Source organism: Nocardioides furvisabuli (assembly GCF_021083185.1).
In the GTDB taxonomy this organism is placed as follows: domain Bacteria; phylum Actinomycetota; class Actinomycetes; order Propionibacteriales; family Nocardioidaceae; genus Nocardioides; species Nocardioides furvisabuli.
On record NZ_JAIGQB010000004.1, the window covers coordinates 218,573 to 234,868 of the forward strand.

At 70.5% G+C, this 16,296-nt stretch carries 15 protein-coding genes; 4 read left to right on the plus strand and 11 right to left on the minus strand.

Features of this window, described 5'->3' with window-relative positions; genetic code table 11:
• Window positions 1–61 precede the first annotated feature (61 nt).
• The 11 genes from K4G59_RS10210 to K4G59_RS10260 form a co-directional block, all read right to left on the minus strand.
• Window positions 62–1,132, minus strand: a complete 1,071-nt coding sequence (locus tag K4G59_RS10210) for an ABC transporter permease (RefSeq protein WP_231250861.1) — start codon at window positions 1,130–1,132, stop codon at window positions 62–64.
• On the minus strand, window positions 1,129–2,643 hold the full coding sequence (locus K4G59_RS10215) for a sugar ABC transporter ATP-binding protein (RefSeq protein WP_231250862.1): 1,515 nt from the start codon (window positions 2,641–2,643) through the stop codon (window positions 1,129–1,131). The genes K4G59_RS10210 and K4G59_RS10215 overlap by 4 nt, the downstream gene beginning before the upstream one ends.
• Window positions 2,640–3,896 carry an ROK family transcriptional regulator gene (locus K4G59_RS10220; protein WP_231250863.1) on the minus strand — a complete coding sequence of 419 codons (1,257 nt, stop codon included), beginning with the start codon at window positions 3,894–3,896 and terminating at the stop codon, window positions 2,640–2,642. The genes K4G59_RS10215 and K4G59_RS10220 overlap by 4 nt, the downstream gene beginning before the upstream one ends.
• Window positions 3,897–4,221: 325 nt before the next feature.
• A complete protein-coding gene (locus K4G59_RS10225; protein ID WP_231250864.1) occupies window positions 4,222–5,349 on the minus strand; it encodes an ROK family transcriptional regulator in 1,128 nt (375 codons plus the stop codon).
• A gap of 14 nt (window positions 5,350–5,363) precedes the next feature.
• Window positions 5,364–6,431, minus strand: coding sequence for an ABC transporter ATP-binding protein (locus K4G59_RS10230; RefSeq protein WP_231250865.1), 1,068 nt, complete (start codon window positions 6,429–6,431; stop codon window positions 5,364–5,366).
• Between the two features lie 8 nt (window positions 6,432–6,439).
• Entirely contained in the window at window positions 6,440–7,507 is a 1,068-nt protein-coding gene (locus K4G59_RS10235; RefSeq protein WP_231250866.1) for an ABC transporter ATP-binding protein, read from the minus strand.
• Window positions 7,507–8,415, minus strand: coding sequence for a carbohydrate ABC transporter permease (locus tag K4G59_RS10240; protein ID WP_231250867.1), 909 nt, complete (start codon window positions 8,413–8,415; stop codon window positions 7,507–7,509). Before K4G59_RS10240 ends, K4G59_RS10235 begins: the two co-directional genes overlap by 1 nt.
• Window positions 8,415–9,260 (minus strand): carbohydrate ABC transporter permease, encoded by an 846-nt coding sequence (locus K4G59_RS10245; protein ID WP_231250868.1) that lies wholly within the window; start codon window positions 9,258–9,260, stop codon window positions 8,415–8,417. Before K4G59_RS10245 ends, K4G59_RS10240 begins: the two co-directional genes overlap by 1 nt.
• A 102-nt stretch (window positions 9,261–9,362) precedes the next feature.
• On the minus strand, window positions 9,363–10,730 hold the full coding sequence (locus K4G59_RS10250; protein WP_231250869.1) for an extracellular solute-binding protein: 1,368 nt from the start codon (window positions 10,728–10,730) through the stop codon (window positions 9,363–9,365).
• Window positions 10,731–10,870: 140 nt separating this feature from the next.
• On the minus strand, window positions 10,871–12,346 hold the full coding sequence (locus K4G59_RS10255; protein ID WP_231250870.1) for an NAD-dependent succinate-semialdehyde dehydrogenase: 1,476 nt from the start codon (window positions 12,344–12,346) through the stop codon (window positions 10,871–10,873).
• Window positions 12,343–13,704 (minus strand): iron-containing alcohol dehydrogenase, encoded by a 1,362-nt coding sequence (locus tag K4G59_RS10260; RefSeq protein WP_308189388.1) that lies wholly within the window; start codon window positions 13,702–13,704, stop codon window positions 12,343–12,345. Before K4G59_RS10260 ends, K4G59_RS10255 begins: the two co-directional genes overlap by 4 nt.
• A 64-nt stretch (window positions 13,705–13,768) precedes the next feature.
• Between K4G59_RS10260 and K4G59_RS10265 the strand changes: the two genes are divergently transcribed.
• The 4 genes from K4G59_RS10265 to K4G59_RS20090 all read left to right on the plus strand — a co-directional run bounded on the left by K4G59_RS10265 (window position 13,769) and on the right by K4G59_RS20090 (window position 16,286).
• Window positions 13,769–14,476, plus strand: a complete 708-nt coding sequence (locus tag K4G59_RS10265) for a GntR family transcriptional regulator (protein WP_231250872.1) — start codon at window positions 13,769–13,771, stop codon at window positions 14,474–14,476.
• 120 nt (window positions 14,477–14,596) lie between these two features.
• On the plus strand, window positions 14,597–15,166 hold the full coding sequence (locus K4G59_RS10270; protein WP_231250873.1) for a DJ-1/PfpI family protein: 570 nt from the start codon (window positions 14,597–14,599) through the stop codon (window positions 15,164–15,166).
• 16 nt (window positions 15,167–15,182) lie between these two features.
• Window positions 15,183–15,992, plus strand: coding sequence for an alpha/beta fold hydrolase (locus K4G59_RS10275; protein WP_231250874.1), 810 nt, complete (start codon window positions 15,183–15,185; stop codon window positions 15,990–15,992).
• A gap of 171 nt (window positions 15,993–16,163) precedes the next feature.
• The gene (locus K4G59_RS20090; RefSeq protein ID WP_269209951.1) at window positions 16,164–16,286 is read left to right on the plus strand and encodes a hypothetical protein; all 123 of its coding nucleotides are present in this window, start codon (window positions 16,164–16,166) and stop codon (window positions 16,284–16,286) included.
• The last annotated feature ends 10 nt before the right edge of the window (window positions 16,287–16,296 follow it).

Genomic DNA, 16,296 nt, shown 5'->3' on the forward strand with positions numbered 1-16,296 from the left:
TCGGTGGTGCTGTTTGGTGCAGGCGTTGCCAGATTCCGAGTAGGGGGGCGCGGTCCGACTCCTAGGTGGAGATCGAGCGGCGGGCCAGGCGCTGCTGGAGCAGCACGGCGACGACGATGATCAGTCCCTTCGCCACGGCCTGGGTCGAGCTGTCCTGGTTGTTCAGGACGAAGACGATGCTGAGCGTGCTGAAGATCAGGACCCCGATCACGGTGCCGACGATGGTGCCGCGCCCACCCGTGAGCAGGGTGCCCCCGATGACGACGGCCGCGATCGCGTCGAGCTCCAGAAGAGTGCCGTGGGTGGAGCTGCCGGTCGACGTGCGTCCGATGAGCATGAGGGCGGCCAGGCCGCAGCAGAGTCCGACCAGCACGTAGAGCAGGGCGGTGTGTCGCTTGACGTTGATGCCGGCGAGGCGGGCCGCCTCGGGGTTGCCGCCGACGGCCAGGGTGCGGCGGCCGAAGGTCGTGCGGTTGAGCAGGACCCAGCCGCCGACCGAGACGAGGGCGAAGATGATCACCAGCAGCGGGACGCCCAGGACGTCTGCGGACCAGAAGTCCTTGAACCCGTCGACGGTCACGATCTGGGTGCGCCGCTCGGAGATGATCTCGGCCAGGCCGCGGGCCGAGGCGAGCATCGCGAGGGTCATGATGAAGGGGACGATGTTGCCGTAGGCGATGAGCACCCCGTTGACCAGTCCGCAGGCGCCGCCGACCGCCAGTGCGACGAAGACCATCACCAGCCAGTGGGTGTCGGCAGCCATGGCCTGCGTGGCGAAGGTGGTCGCCCACACCGACGACAGCGCCAGGATCGCCCCGACCGACAGGTCGATGCCGCCCCCGATGATCACGAAGGTCATGCCGATGCTGACCACGCCGACGACGGCGGCCAGGCGCAGGATGGTCATCGCGGTGTTCACGCTGGCGAAGCGGTCGCCCGCGGTGAACACGCCGACCAGGCAGATCACCAGGAGCGCGACCACCAGTCCCAGGTTGCGACCGAACGGTCCGCTCATCAACCCGGCTGCTCGCGACGTCCCTCCGCTCTCGGCGGCTGCGTGCTCCACGCGGACGGTCTCGCTCGACGCGGTGGCGGTGTCCTCCACCCCGTGGGTCGTGCTGTGCTTGCTCATGCGGCGCTTCCTTCCATGACCAGATCCAGGACGCGGGACTCGTCGATCTCACTCGCCGGCCCCTCGTGAACGACGCGGCCCTCGCGGACCACCAGCACCCGGTCCGCGAGCCCGAGCACCTCTTCGACCTCGCTCGAGACGACGACGACTGCGACACCGGAGTCGGCCAGCGACCGGACCACGGCGTAGATCTCGGCGCGGGCCCCCACGTCGACGCCACGGGTGGGCTCGTCGAGCAGGAGCACCTTGCACTCGCGCAGCAGCCAGCGGGACAGGACGACCTTCTGCTGGTTGCCGCCCGAGAGCAGGCGGACCAGGCGGTCGACCCCGGCGGGACGTGTGTCGAGCGACTCGGTCACCTCGCGGGCGCGACGGCGCTCCTCGCGGCTGTCGAGGAAGCCCAGGCGCGCGAACCGGCCGAGCGACGAGACAGTGACGTTGCGGTAGATCGCCTGGTCGAGCAGCAGGCCCTGGCTCTTGCGCTCCTCCGGAGCGAGCCCCACCCCGGCCTTGACGGCGTCAGGCACCGAGCCGCGGCGCAGCTCGCGACCGAGCACCCGCACGGTGCCGGCCGAGGGTCGGCGGGCGCCGTACAGCGTCTCGAGGATCTCTGACCGGCCGGCGCCGACGAGCCCGGCCAGGCCGACGATCTCCCCGGCGTGGACGCTGAGGTCGACCCCGGAGAACACCCCGGGCAGCTCGAGGTCGATGACCTCGAGGACCGGCTCCCCGTCAGTGGGCGCCGTCTCCCCGCGGGGCGGGAAGACGTACTCGATGGAGCGTCCGGTCATCAGCTCGATGAGCTCCGACGTCGGGGTGTCCTCGACCGCGAGGCCGGAGGCGACGGTGCTGCCGTCCTTGAGGACGGTGATCCGGTCACCGATCTGTCGGATCTCGTCGAGCCGGTGGGAGATGTACACGATGGCGACCCCCTCTGCGGTGAGGTCACGGATGACGCGGAAGAGGTTGTCGACCTCGCCCTGGTCGAGCACGGCGGACGGTTCGTCGAGGACCAGCAGGCGGGTGTTCTGCGACAGCGCGCGCGCCATGCTCACGATCTGCTGGGCGGCCGGCGAGAGACGACCGACGGACCGGGTGGCCTGGATCTCTCCGTGTCCGAGCCGCTCGAGCAGCTCGCGGGTGCGGCGGATCGTCTCACCGCGCTGGCTGAAACCGGCGGTGCTGAGCTCGTGCCCCAGGAAGATGTTCTCCGCGACGCTGAGGTCGGGGACCAGGTCGAGCTCCTGGTAGATGGTGGAGATGCCGAGGCGCATGGCGACCTGCGGGCTGGACAGGGCTACCTGCTTGCCGTCCCAGTGGATCTCGCCCTCGTCGGGTTGGTAGCTCGCGGAGAGCACCTTGATCAAGGTGGACTTGCCGGCGCCGTTCTGGCCGAGCAGGCAGTGCACCTCCCCCGCGCGCACCTCGAGCTCGACACCACCGAGGGCCAACACTCCGGGGAACCTCTTCACGACGCCGCTCATCCGCAGCAGCGGCTCTGTGGTGCTCATACGACTGCTCCTGCGACAGCGGCCCGGCGGGGGACCTGGGTGGGATCGGCGAAGACGGACTCGAGGGAGGCGGTGGCACCGCCGCGTACGGCGGCACGGAAACCGAGGGTCGACAGCTCGACGCGGGTGCCGCCGGAGTCCGGGGCAAGCACGCCGGCGCGCAGCTCGCGCTCGATGGCGGACCGCATGTGGTGCCCGACGGCTGCGTAGTAGCCGGTCAGCACGATGGTGGCGGGGTTGAGGGCGTTGGCCAGGATCGCGGCACCGAGCCCCACCCAGGCGCCGACGTCCTCGAGCGCCTGCAGGGTCCGGGCGTCGGAGAGGTGGGCGCGGCGGTTGATCTCGGCGAGCCGGTCGTCCAGCGCCATGGCGGGGTTGCGGATGGGGTCGTCGGGGTCGGCGGCCATCTCGAGCAGGGCGCGCAGGCCGCTCACGGTCTCCCAGCAGCCCTGGCGGCCGCAGCCGCACTGGCGACCGCCGGGCTCGACGATCATGTGGCCGAACTCCCCGGCATAGCCGTGGCTGCCCCGCAGGAGGCGTCCCCCGCTGACGATGCCGCCGCCGACACCGATCTCTCCGTGCAGCACCAGGATGTCCTGCCGACCGGGGTCACCCGGGGTGACCTCGGCCGCTGCGGCCAGGTTGCCCTCGTTGTCGACGACGACGGGAAAGGCCGCGCCGAGGTCGCGGCGCAGGATCGCCCCGACCGGTACGTCGTACCAGCCGAGGTTGGGCCCGTGGGTCAGCATGTCTCGCGTCTGGTCGTAGAGGCCGGCGACGCCGACCGTGAGGCCGACGGTCGTGGCACCGCGCTCGTCGAGGCCCGCTACGGTCTCGCGGACCAGGTCGGCGAGGTGGCCGAGCACCAGGGACGCGTCGAGCGAGCGGGCGTCGAGGGCGAGCTTGCGCTCCTCCACCACGTCGCCGCGCAGGTCGAGCGCCATCGTCGACACGTGGTTCACGTTGATCTCCGCGCCGATGCCGCAGACACCCCGCCCGTCGAGCTCCACCGCGGTGCTAGGGCGCCCCACGCCGCTCTGCACCAGCTGGCCGTCGGTGAGCAGCCGCCGCTCGATCAGCTCCGAGACCAGCGTCGACACCGTCGAGCGGGTCATGCCGAGGTCGGTGGCCAGGCTCGCCCGCGAGCGGGGCCCGTGGTCGCGCAGGTGACGGAGGGCCAGGCCGAGGTTGGACCGCCGCACGTCGGGGTGTGCGAGGCCTTGGTCTGACACGGACTGGTGCAGGTTCGACATGTGCGCTCCTCTCCGCGTGACGGGCCCGCGGTGCGGGCGTGGCCGCTCGGCTGGGGTGGGGGTGATGGGGATGGTGGTGCTGGATGTGAGCGCACGGCAGCGCCGCCCGAGCCGCCCGGGCGTTGGGGGCCGGCACGAAGATCCGATCGAAGAAGGTCCCTGTGGGGATGTGATCGGCATCACTCTTTGTTGGGGCAACGCCCAAACTAAGACAGCGGAACTGGGTCTACAAGGACCCTTCCTGCTTTTCCCAGCGGAATTCGTGAGTTGTGACGACGCAGGGCCAACTTCTCACCGTTTCGGTCAAAAGACCGACGGCGGGACCTCAGAAATCCTGTTCAATCCAGCGAGTCATCGCTGCGGCGGCGGCGCCGATCAGCTCGGCCCGGCCGCCCTGGTCGCTCAGGGTGACCTCGAGGCCCTCCGCGAGGGCGGGGGGAGCCAGTCGGTAGACGGTGGCGCGCAGGTCGCCGAGGAATCCCATCCCCAAGGCGGCCACAGGCCCACCGATGACCACCCGACGGGGGTTGCTGTGCGCCACCATCCCTGCCACGACCCTTCCCAGCCGTTGGCCCAGGTCGCGGGCGACCTGGGCCACAACCGGATCACCCGCGCGACCGGCGTCGACGAGGTCGCGGAGGTCGAGCGTGCCGGCACTCGCGAGGATGTCGGCGAGCTCCGGCGACCGGCCCCGGCGGACCAGCTCGCTGGCCTGCGCCACCAGCGCCCCCGAGCTGACGAACGAGTCCAGGCAACCGGTGAGGCCACATGCGCACGCCGGGCCGAACTCCTCCACCCGCAGGTGGCCGACCTCGCCCGACCGCCCGCCGGCGCCCAGCCCGAGGTGCCCCCCGGTGACCGTTGCGGTGGTGACGCTCTCGCCCAGCCGGACGGCCACGAAGTCATCGGCGCCGTCCGGTCCGCTCGCACGCCTCTCCCCCAGCGCCATCGCGCGCACTGCAGGGACGGTGACGAGGGGCCGACCGTGGTGGGTGCTCGCGAGACCTTCGACGACCGCGGTCTCGATCCCGGGCTCGGTGTCCGCGACGGCGACTCCCACTGCGGCGGGCTGCTCGTCGCCCAGGACGCGCTGACCGGCTCGCCTCACCGTCTCCGCCAGCCACGCCGCGTCCGGCTCACGGTCGTGGAGGTCGATGCTGACTCCGGCCGCGATGGTCAGATGACCGTGGAGGACTGCCACCTGCGCCGTGCTCCGGCTCAGGGACACCACCAGCGACCGCCGCGCACCGGCGATGCGTACGGTCACCGAGCGACGCCCCCCGGAGCTGGCCGCGACGGGCCCGTCCTCGATGTGCCCGGCAGCAGTCAGCGAGCGGAGCGAGGCGTTCAGCGTCGTGCGTGGGACGCCGAGGACGTCGGCGAGCTGGTTCTTGGTCTGCGGTCCCGCGTCGCGCAGGATCCGCAGCAGCTCACCTTCCAGCCCAGTCCTCATGCACAGATCCTGTGCTACCGCCCGACCTCGGACAACGTCAGCCCCGTGCTGGCGTCGAAGAGGTGGGCGCGATCCAGGTCCACCGCGACCGACAACCGCTCACCGGGAGAACCTGTGACGGCCGGCCGCGCCTTGACCTTGAGCATCTCCGTGCCGACCTTGACGTCGACGACCGTGCGGTCGCCGAGGGGCTCGAGACCGTAGAGCTCCCCGGCCAGGGACGCGTCGCCGCGCTTCTCCACCGACAGGTCCTCGGCGCGCAGCCCGAGCATCAGGGGCTGGCCGTCCCGAGCCGTGCTCCAGCGCGGACGCGGGAGCGTCCAGCCCCGGTCGCCGACCAGCTGGTCGCCCCGGACCTGGCAGGCCAGCAGGCTGATCCTCGGACTGCCGACGAAGCCGGCGACCCACTGGTTGGCGGGGCGCTCGTAGACCTCGGTGGGCGTGCCGACCTGCTGCACCTGCCCCTCGCGCAGGACTGCCACCTGGTCGGCCATCGACAGCGCCTCGACCTGGTCATTGGTGACGTAGACGAAGGTGCCGCCGAGCGAGCGGTGGATGCGGGTGAGCTCGGTGCGCATCTCGACGCGCAACTTGAGGTCGAGGTTGGTGAGCGGCTCGTCCATGAGGAACGCCCGTGGGCGGCGGACCAGGGCGCGGGCCAGAGCGACGCGCTGCTGCTCGCCACCGGACATCTGCGCGGGCCGGCGCTCCAGCAGCCGCTCGATGTGGAGCAGCTCGGACACCTGCTCCACCGCGGCCGCGATCTCTCCCGAGGACGCGCGCCGTGCGCGCAGGGGCGAGGCGATGTTCTCGTACGCCGTGCGGCGCGGGTAGAGGGCGTAGCTCTGGAAGACCATCGCCAGGTCCCGCGCGGCCGGGGTGTCGTGCGTCGCGTCGCGTCCGTCGAGGTGCACCGAGCCCGCGTCGAGCTTCTCGAGCCCGGCAATCGCCCGCAGGGTGGTCGTCTTGCCTGCTCCGGACGGGCCCAGCACGACGAAGAACGATCCGTCGGGCACGTCGAGATCCACGCCCTTGAGGGCCTCGACCTCGCCGAAGGACTTCCGCAGCCCGTGTGCTGCCACGGTTCCCATCAGGCCACCAGCTCTTCCGTGTTGACGTCGTAGACGGGCGGGGTGCCGCCCGCGTGTCGCAGCCCGACCGGCGCCTCGGCCGCGAAGCGGACCGTGGGAGGCATCCGGACGCGCACGTTGCGCTCGCCACCGCTGTCGAGCACGTAGATGATCTCGTCGCCGAGCACCTCGGCCGAGATGACCCGGGCGGGGACCGATCCCTCGACGCCCGCGGCCGTGACCTCGAGGGCCTCGGGACGGACGCCGGCGACCAGACGACGGTCGCGCGGCAGGCCGGACGGCGGGGTGAGGGCGAGTCCGCCCGGTCCCCGCATCATGCCGTCGGAGACCTCGACGTCGATCAGGTTCATCGGCGGGGAGCCGATGAACGCCGCGCAGAAGAGGCTGGCCGGCCTGTCGTAGACCTCGAGCGGCGTGCCGACCTGCTCGACCCGCCCCTTGTTGAGGATCGCGATGCGGTGCCCCAGCGACATGGCCTCGACCTGGTCGTGGGTGACGTAGACCATCGTCGTCCCGAGCTCGGCCTGCAGGTGCTTGATCTCGGTGCGCATGTCGGCGCGCAGCTCGGCGTCGAGGTTGGTCAGTGGCTCATCCATCAAGAAGGCCTGCGGCCGACGCACGAGCGCGCGGGCCAGCGCGACGCGCTGCTGCTCGCCCCCGGAGAGCCGCTGCGGCCTCCGGTCGAGCAGCTGGTCCAGGCGCATCATGCGCGACGCCTCGGCGACGCGCTCGCTCACCTCCTTCTCGGGCAGCCCCTCGGCCCGCAGGGGGAAGGCCAGGTTGTCACGGGTCCTGAGGTGCGGGTAGAGCGCGTAGAACTGGAACACCATCGCGATGTCGCGCTCGGCCGGCGGCAGGTCGTTGACCAGCCTGCTGCCGATGCGGATGTCACCCGACGTCTGCTGCTCGAGACCGGCCATGGCACGCAGGGTGGTGGTCTTGCCGCAGCCCGAGGGGCCGAGCATGACGAAGAGCTCGCCGTCGCCGATGGACAGGTCCACGTGCTCGACCGCCACCGTCCCGTCGGGATAGCGCTTGTGCAGGGAGGTCACCTCGATGCCGGCCATCAGCGTCGCACCGCCCCGAGGGTGACGCCGGCGACCAGGTGCTTGCGCACCAGGAAGGCGAACACGAGCACCGGGATGGCGAACACGACCGCCGAGGCGGCCACCAGGCCCCAGTCCACCGTGGTGCCGCCGATGAGTCCGGCGATGGCGGGAGGAGCCGTACGGACTTCCTGGCTGGAGGTGAGGAAGATGGCGAACACGAACTCGTTCCAGGAGAAGATGAGGGCGAAGACCGCCGTTGCGGCGATGCCGGGCACGAGCAGGGGCAGGGTGAACTTCCAGAACGCCTGGAGGCGGGTGTAGCCGTCGAGCATGGCGGCGTCCTCGTACTCCGAGGGCACCTCGTCGACGAAGCCCTTCATCATCCAGATCGTGAAGGGGACGTTGAAGGCGGCGTAGATGAGGATCAGGCCGAGCTTGCTGTCGATGAGCCCGAGCTCGCGGTACATCAGGAAGATCGGGATCACCACGACGACCGGCGGCATGAACCGGGTCGAGAGGATGAAGAACAGCTGGTCCTTCTTGGCCTTCAGCGTGAAGCGCGAGTAGGCCCACGCCGCCGGCACGCCGAGCACGGTCGCCAGCACCGTCGACGCACCCGCGACGATCACGGAGTTGAGGAACGACACGGACAGGTCCGAGCGTCCCCCGTCTGCACCGACGAAGACGTCCTTGAAGTGGTCGAGCGTGAAGTCGAAGTTGAAGAACTTCGCGGGCACGGCGTAGACGTCGCGGTTCTCCTTAATGGACGTCTCGAGCATCCACAACACCGGGAAGAGCATGGCCACGGCCAGGACCACGAGCAGCACGACCTCGATCACCCTCCGCGCCCCGCCGCCACGGCGACGCGTGGACGGCGCGTCGTCCGTCACCGGGCCGGGCACGGCTTCGTCGATGGCGATGGCCATCACCCCTCCTTGAGCTTGTTGAGGTAGCGCAGGTAGAGCTGCGCGAGCACGATGACGACAAGGACCATGAGGATCCCGTACGCCGACGCCGTCCCGGTGTTGAAGCCGAGGAAGGCGACCTTGTAGACGTGGAAGGACAGCGTCTCCGTGGACACTCCCGGTCCGCCGCTCGTCAGGATGTAGACGAGGTCGAACAGCCGGAAGGCCTCGATGGCGCGGAACATGACCGCGATGAGCAGCAGCGGCCACACCATCGGCAGGGTGATGTGCCGGAAGCGGAACCACTCCGAGGCGCGGTCGATGGACGCGGCCTCGTAGAGGTAGGCCGGCACGGCCGTGAGACCGGCGAGGGCGATGAGCATGATGAACGGCGTCCACTGCCACGTGTCGACCACGATGAGGGAGAAGAGGGCCGTCCGCTGCCGGGTCAGCCACTCCACCTGCCCGAAGCCGAGCGACCCGAGCATCGAGTTGATCACCCCGAACTGGGCGTCGAGCATGAACTTCCAGAACAGGCCGACCACCACGGGCGAGAGCATCATCGGCACCAGGAACAGGGTCGTCAGTGCTCCCCGACCACGCGTACGCCGTGAGATCAGGTAGGCGATCGAGAAGCCGAGCACGGTCTGGAGCAGCACCGCCCCGACCACGTAGACCAGCGTCGTCAACGCACGCGTGTGCACCTCCGACGAGGTCAGGATGGTGGTGTAGTTGTCGAAGCCGACGAAGTCGGTCCCGGTGGCACGCGTGGCCGAGTAGTCGGTGAAGGACAGGTAGAGCGCCCACAGCAGTGGGAACACCGACATCCCGAGCAGCAGCAACAGTGCCGGAGAGATGAACGCCACGGCCAGGCCGCGGTCGCTGAGGCGGGGGGAGCCCCCCCGGTGCAGGGGGCGTCGAGGACGCCTCCTGCACCGGGTGGTCGGTGGTGGTGGTCATCGGTCAGATCACAGCCCGCCGCCGTCGCCGTCGAGCACGCCCTGCTGCTGCTGGGCGATGTCGTTCAGCGCGTCCTCGGGACTCTTAGCACCGTTGAGCGCGGCGTTGACGTTGGTGTTCTCGATGTCGATGAGCTGGGCGTACTCGGGCACGTTCCACATGTCACGCATGCGGGCCACCGAGTCGGCGTAGACCTGGTTGAACGGCCCCGCCTCGAGGAACTCCGGTGACTGGATGGCGTCGGTGCGTGCCGGCACGCCACCCGCGGCGGCCCACTTCTTCTGGATGTCCTCCTGCTCGAACCACCTCATGAAGTTGAGCGCCTCGGCCTGGCGGTCGTCGGGGGCGTAGGCGGAGATGTGCATCCCCATCCCGCCGAGCGGGACGACGTCGGACTCCTGGGTCGGTAGGGTCGCGAAGCCCAGCTTGTCGAGGATCTCGTCCTCGGTCGTGCCGAGTGTCGACTGGGCGGGGTCGACCAGGCCGCCGGCTGCGGCGATCCACTGGAACGCGATGCAGGCCTTGCCCTGGGCGACGGCGGCGTTGACCTCGTCGATGAACCAGTTGCCCGAGCCCCTGGCGGTCAGCGGCTTCATCTCGTTGACCAGGACGTCCATGGCCTTCTGGCCGGCCTCGTCGTTGATGACACCGTCGATCTTCTTGTCTGCCGAGTCCCACAGGTTGCCGCCGTAGACGCCGTTCACCGTGTTGTAGGTGACGGCCGCGGCGTCGGAGCCGTTGGCCTGGTGGAAGGCCAGGCCGCTGACGCTCGGATTCTCGTCCTGGCACTTCTGGGCAGCGGCGATCATCTCGTCCCAGGTCTCCGGCGGCTCGTCGCCGATGAGGTCCTTGCGGTAGATCATGGTCCAGGTGTCGCCGAGCAGCGGGAGGCCGTAGAGGCTGGCGTTCTCGTCGCGCTGCCCGGTCTCGGCCTGGGGGTACTGGCCGTAGGCGGCGAGCAGGTAGGGGTCGTAGGCGTCGACGTCGATGTTCTCGTTGACGAAGTCGGTGAGGTCGAGGATGTTGCCGTTGGTGACGGCCTCCCCGATGTGCTGGGAGTCCAGGATCGCGATGTCGAAGTCGGTCTGCTGTGCCGCGAACTGCGTGAACATCGCGTCGTGCCAGTTGGCGTTGGGGACCGTGTTGACCTCGACGGTGACGTTGGGCCGCTCCTTGGTGTACTCCGCGTTCGCGAAGTCCTCCAGCGCCTGCGCGGGCGGCCACTCGAACCAGACGAAGCTGAGCGTCTGCTCCTCGTCACTGAGCTCGGGGATGGTGGCGGGCGCCTTGGTGCCCCCTGCCTCACCGTCGCCGCCGCCGTCGGCGCCGCCGCAGGCAGCCAGGGCCGCCGCCATCACGATGGCCGCCGTCGCCAACCGCAACGGTCGACCGGGAAGGGACCTACGTCCCACTCGCATTGCGTACCGCATCTGTCTTCCTGCTTCCTGCATCGGGGCTGTTTGCCTGGGTCGTTCCGAGCTGTGTCCGAGCTGTGGGTCCGAGAGGTGGGCGCGCGTCACCAGGACGTCGCGACGTACTGGGCCTCGAGGAACTCGAGGAGTCCCTCGGTGCTTCCTTCGCGGCCGAGCCCGCTCTGCTTGGTGCCGCCGAAGGGCGCGGCCGGGTCGGAGACCAGGCCGCGGTTGAGCCCGACCATGCCGCTCTCGAGTCCCTCGGCCAGGCGCAGGCCGCGCGCCAGGTCACGGGTGTAGAGGTAGCTGACCAAGCCGAGGTCGGTGTCGTTCACCACCGGCAGCAGGTCCTCCTCGCGATCGAAGCGGAACACGGGTGCCACGGGTCCGAAGACCTCCTCGTGGAGGATGCGGGCATCGAGCGGCACGTCGACGAGCACGGTCGGCGGGTAGAAGCAGCCGGGCCCCTCGCCGGGGCGACCGCCCACGAGGGCACGGGCCCCGCGCTCGATCGCGTCGCGCACGAGCCGGTCCACCTTCTCCACCGCCTCAGCGTTGATGAGGGGGCCGCACTGGGAGGTCTCGTCCGGCCCGGGCCCGACCGTCACCGCGGACATGCTGGCAGTGAGTCCGTCGACGAAGGCGTCGTGGACGTCGGTGTGGACGAAGAACCGGTTGGCGGCGGTGCAGGCCTGCCCGCCGTTGCGCATCTTCGCGACCATCGCCCCTTCGACGGCTGCGTCCACGTCGGCGTCGGCGAGGACGACGAACGGGGCGTTGCCACCCAGCTCCATCGCGCTTTTGAGCACGTTGTCCGCGGCGGTGCGCAGCAGCAGCCGGCCCACCTCGGTGGAGCCGGTGAACGACACCATCCTCGTACGCCGGTCGGTGAGCATGGTCTCCACGACGGGTCCGGGCTCCGAGGTCGTGAGGACGTTGACCACACCCGGCGGCAGGCCGACCTCGGTGAGGATCGCCGCCACCGCCAGGGCGGTGAGGGGGGTCTCGGCAGCCGGCTTGAGGACCACCGTGCAGCCCGCAGCGAGGGCCGGGCCGATCTTGCGGGTCGCCATCGCGGCAGGGAAGTTCCACGGGGTGATGAGCACGCTGACCCCGACGGGGTGGTAGCTCACCATGAGACGGTTGGCCCCGCTCGGCGACATGCCCAGCTGCCCGCGCAGACGCACGCCCTCCTCGGCATACCAGCGGAAGAACTCCGCCGCGTAGGCAACCTCTGAGCGTGCGTCGGCGAGCGACTTGCCGTTCTCCAGGCTGATGAGCAGCGCCAGCTCCTCGCTCCTGCCGCGCATGAGCTCGAAGGCGCGCATGAGCAGGTCTGAGCGGTGGCGGGGCGACGTCGCCGCCCACACCGGGGCCGCGGCGGCCGCCGCGTCGATGGCCGCCGCGGCATCGCTGGAGTCGGCGTCGGCGACCGTGGCGAGCACCGTGCCACTGGCGGGGTCGCGGACCTCCAGCCGTCGTCCTCCGGCGGCGGGCCGCCAGGATCCTGCCACCAGCAGGTCGGTGGGGACCTCGATCGCGTCGACGACCGAGCTCAGGGCCGCATCCATGGCCGTCATCGCGCGTCAGCCCCGGCAGCCAGGACCGACGTGGTCGCGGCGCTCGTGTCGCGCAGGGCCGCGCGGTCGCCGGCGTGGGCGGCGCGGACGATGTGCTCGAGGGCGTCGACGTCCAGGGTGCGGGGGTTGTTCGCGACCAGGCGCTCGGCGCCGAGCGCCTGCTCGGCGGTCCAGCGGAGCTGGTCGTGCGGCAGCCCGAGATCGGCGAGCGTGGCCGGGACGCCGACCGACGACAGCAGCGCGGCGACGCGGTCGATGGCCTCGTCGGCGAGGTCCTCGGGCGAGGCACCCGGCGTGGCGCCCATCGCCAGGGCGATCACGGCCATCTCGGGGACCCGGGTCGGCCGGTTGAACTCCATGACGTAGGGCAGGAGCGCTCCGACCCCGATGCCGTGCGGGGTGTGGGTGAGCGCTCCGACGGGATACTGGATCGCGTGGGCAGCAGCCGTCCCCGCGGTTCCGAGGGCGAAGCCCCCAGCAGTGGCTCCAAGCATCATGGCCTCGCGTGCGGCTGGGTCGGATGGGGTCGACCAGGCACGGCGCAGGCTCCCCGCGATCAGCCTCACCCCCAGCAGCGCGAAGGTGTCGGTCAGCTCGTTCTTGCCGACGAACACGCGCTCGGTGGCGAGCTCGGCCGCCACGGGTCGCCGGATCGCGGTGAACGCCTCGATGACGTGGGAGAGCGCGTCGGCCCCGGCGCTGGCCGTGAGCGCGGGCGGGCAGCCGACGGTGAGCTCGGGGTCGCAGATCGCGGCGTGCGGGATGAGGTGGGGGCTGGAGATGCCTACCTTGCTCACCCGCGCCGGATCGGTGAGCACGGCGACGGGCGTGACCTCCGACCCGGTCCCGGCCGTCGTCGGCAGCGCGACGACCGGCACGATCGGGCCGGGGACACGGAACTCGCCGTAGTAGTCGGCGGGCTGGCCGCCGTGGGTGAGCAGCACGGCCACCGCCTTGGCGAGGTCGAGGCAGCTGCCTCCTCCCATGCCGACCACGACGTCGGGGTCGGCCCCGGACGCGAGCTCGGCGCACTGGGTCACCTGGTGCACCGGCACGTCGGGCAGCACCTCGGCGAAGACCGTGACCTGGACCCCAGCGTTCTCGAGAAGCCGGACGAGGTCCTCGAACTCGGACGTCGCACCGAAGCGGGCATCGGTGCAGACCAGGGCCCGCGACCCGAGACTGGCGGTCACGGTCCCGAGAGCGTGCCGCTGCCCGGCTCCGAACAGGACCTGTTGCGGTCCGCGTAGGACGCCGAGCATGCTCATGGGAGCTCCGGGAGATAGTCGGTGCGACAGGACCTGGCCGGGAGAAGGACGTCCACAGCAATTTCCTATACGATCTGATGGCGAGAGCATGGGGCAGTCACCCCGGCGCTGTCAACCGAGCACTCGGACGAAGTGCGAGAAAGGATTCCCCCAGGTGAATGGCGAACCAGGACCACTGCAGGACGACGGAAGACCGGCGCGCGCCAGCGGGCGCCTGGCCGACGAGGTGTACGACACCCTCCTCGGACAGCTGATGTCCCTGCGGATCGTGCCGGACTCCCGGGTCACCATCGACGCGCTGGCCCGGGAGCTGGGCGTCTCGCAGACACCGATCCGGGACGCCCTCAACCGGATGGAGGCCGACGGGTTGGTCGTGCGGGTGCCCAATGCCGGCTACCGGATCCCCCCGCAGATCACCCGCGCCAGGTTCGAGGACATGGTGGAGCTGCGACTCCTCCTCGAGCCGGCGGCAGCGCGCCGCGCCGCGGAACGCGCCTCCAGGCAGCAGGTCGACGACCTCCGGCGGATGCTCGAGGAGATGGCCGAGCTCGCCGACGGCGACGGCCACCTGGCCTACGGCTCCTTCGGCCTGCGCGATGCCGCCTTCCACGACCTCGTCGCCGCGAGCGCCGGCAACCAGCTGGTCCGGGAAGCGCTGGCGCGGCTGCACACCCACGTGCACCTCTTCCGGTTGGTCTACGACACCGAGGTCACCTATCTCGCGATGGGCGAGCACGACGCCGTGCTCGCCGGGGTCGCGGCACGGGACCCCGACGCCGCCGCCTACGCCATGCGCCAGCACATCCTGTTGTCGCGCGACCGGTTCCGACGCCTCTTCGAGGCCTCCGAAGGTGCCCAGTAGACGGCCCGAGGCTTGACGCGTGAGCCCCGTCACGTCATTGTTGGCCATCCCCATTGAATCCGATCGGATCCGATCTGATTGCCTGCGGGTCCATCCACAGCAAGTGCAAGGAGAACACAGGTGCCCAGAGCGCTGCTCCTGACCGGCGACGCCGCCGAGGAGCTCGACACCATGTACCCCTACTACCGCGTGCAGGAGGGCGGCTGGGACGTCGACGTCGCCTCGCTCACGATGCGCGACATCCAGCTCGTCATCCACGAGTTCGACCCCAACTCCGACGCCTACGTCGAGAAGAACGGCCGCAAGCTGCCGGTCGACGTGCCGTGGGCCGATGTGGACGTGGAGCTCTACGACGCGCTGATCATCCCCGGCGGTCGCGCCCCCGAGTGGATCCGCGTCGACGCCGACGTGCGCCGGATCACCGAGCACTTCTTCGCCCGCAACCTCCCCATCGCGCTGGTGTGCCACGGCGCCCAGGTGCCCGCCGTCTACGGTCTCCTGAAAGGCCGTCGGACCGCGTGCTTCCCCCCCATCACGGGTGACATGGAGAACGCGGGGGCAACCGTCGTCGACGCACCCGACGTCGTGGACGGCAACCTGGTCTCGTGCCGGGGATGGCCCGACATGCCCCACTTCGGTCGCGCGATGATGAAGCTCTTCTCCGAGTCCGTGGGCGTCGAGTCCGCATGACGTCGGGGCCGCGGCCTTGACGACGCTGCGGACCGTCGACGTCCAAGGTTCCCCTGTCCGGGTCCTCGACACCGGTTCCGGACCGTCGGTGCTCTTCCTCCACGGCTCCGGCCCCGGCACCACCGGGGCCGGAGCCTGGTCGGCGACGGCGCGGAACCTCGGGGCGGCGTGGCACGTCGTCGCGCCGGACCAGGCGGGGTTCGGCGCGACCCCCCTGCCACCCGGCTCCCGTGGCGGGCTGCGGGCGTGGGTCGAGCAGGCCGCAGCGCTGATGGAGGCGTTGTCCGTCGAGACCTACGCGGTGGTGGGTCACTCCATGGGAGGGGCTGTGGCCCTGGCGCTCGCCGCGGCGTACCCGGACCGGGTGACGCACGTGGTGGCGGTGTCGACGATGGGCGCGCCAGGGGCGGGGCTGTCCGTCGACCTCGATGCGTTGTGGGCGGCTCCGCCCGGACGGGCCGGGGCGCGAGACATGCTGCGCCGACTTCTGCACGACCAGTCCCTCGTGACAGATTCGGCCGTGCGAGACCGGGCAGAGGCGATGGAGGCCGGAGCCACCGCCTTCGCGCCGATCTTTCCCGCTCCTCGGGAGCGCTGGGTCGACGACCTCACCCTGCCTGCCTCGACGCTCGCGCTGGTCGGCGCTCCTGTCCTGCTCGTCCACGGCGCCCAGGACCGTGTGACTCCCCTGCGAACTGCTGCCCTTCCGCTCCTCCAGTGCGTGGAGGACGTACGGCTGCACGTGCTCGGACGCTGCGGTCACGTACCCGCGGTGGAGCATCCGGAGTGCTTCCGGCGCCTCCTGACGGCCTTCCTCGAAGCATGACCTGTTTCTCCTCGAAGTTCGGCGCGGCTCCGATCCGGCCGGCCTGGCCACCTCCGCAACCACCGCGCGCTGTCCGCGGGCGTGCGCACGATCGCGTCCCGCACCGCGCGCAGGTGCTGCTCGACGAGCTGCTGCCGGCCGGTGTCGTGGACTCGCCCCCGGGCCTTCCACGTGGGCACGCACATCGCCACGTCCCGGCAGGGCCTGTGCGACTCCGAGGACCCCGCGGTCGGTGCGGTCTTCTGCGTCGACGTGCATGTGGAGGGAGCGCCGGTCGCGACGTACGGCGCGTGACGGACCGTCG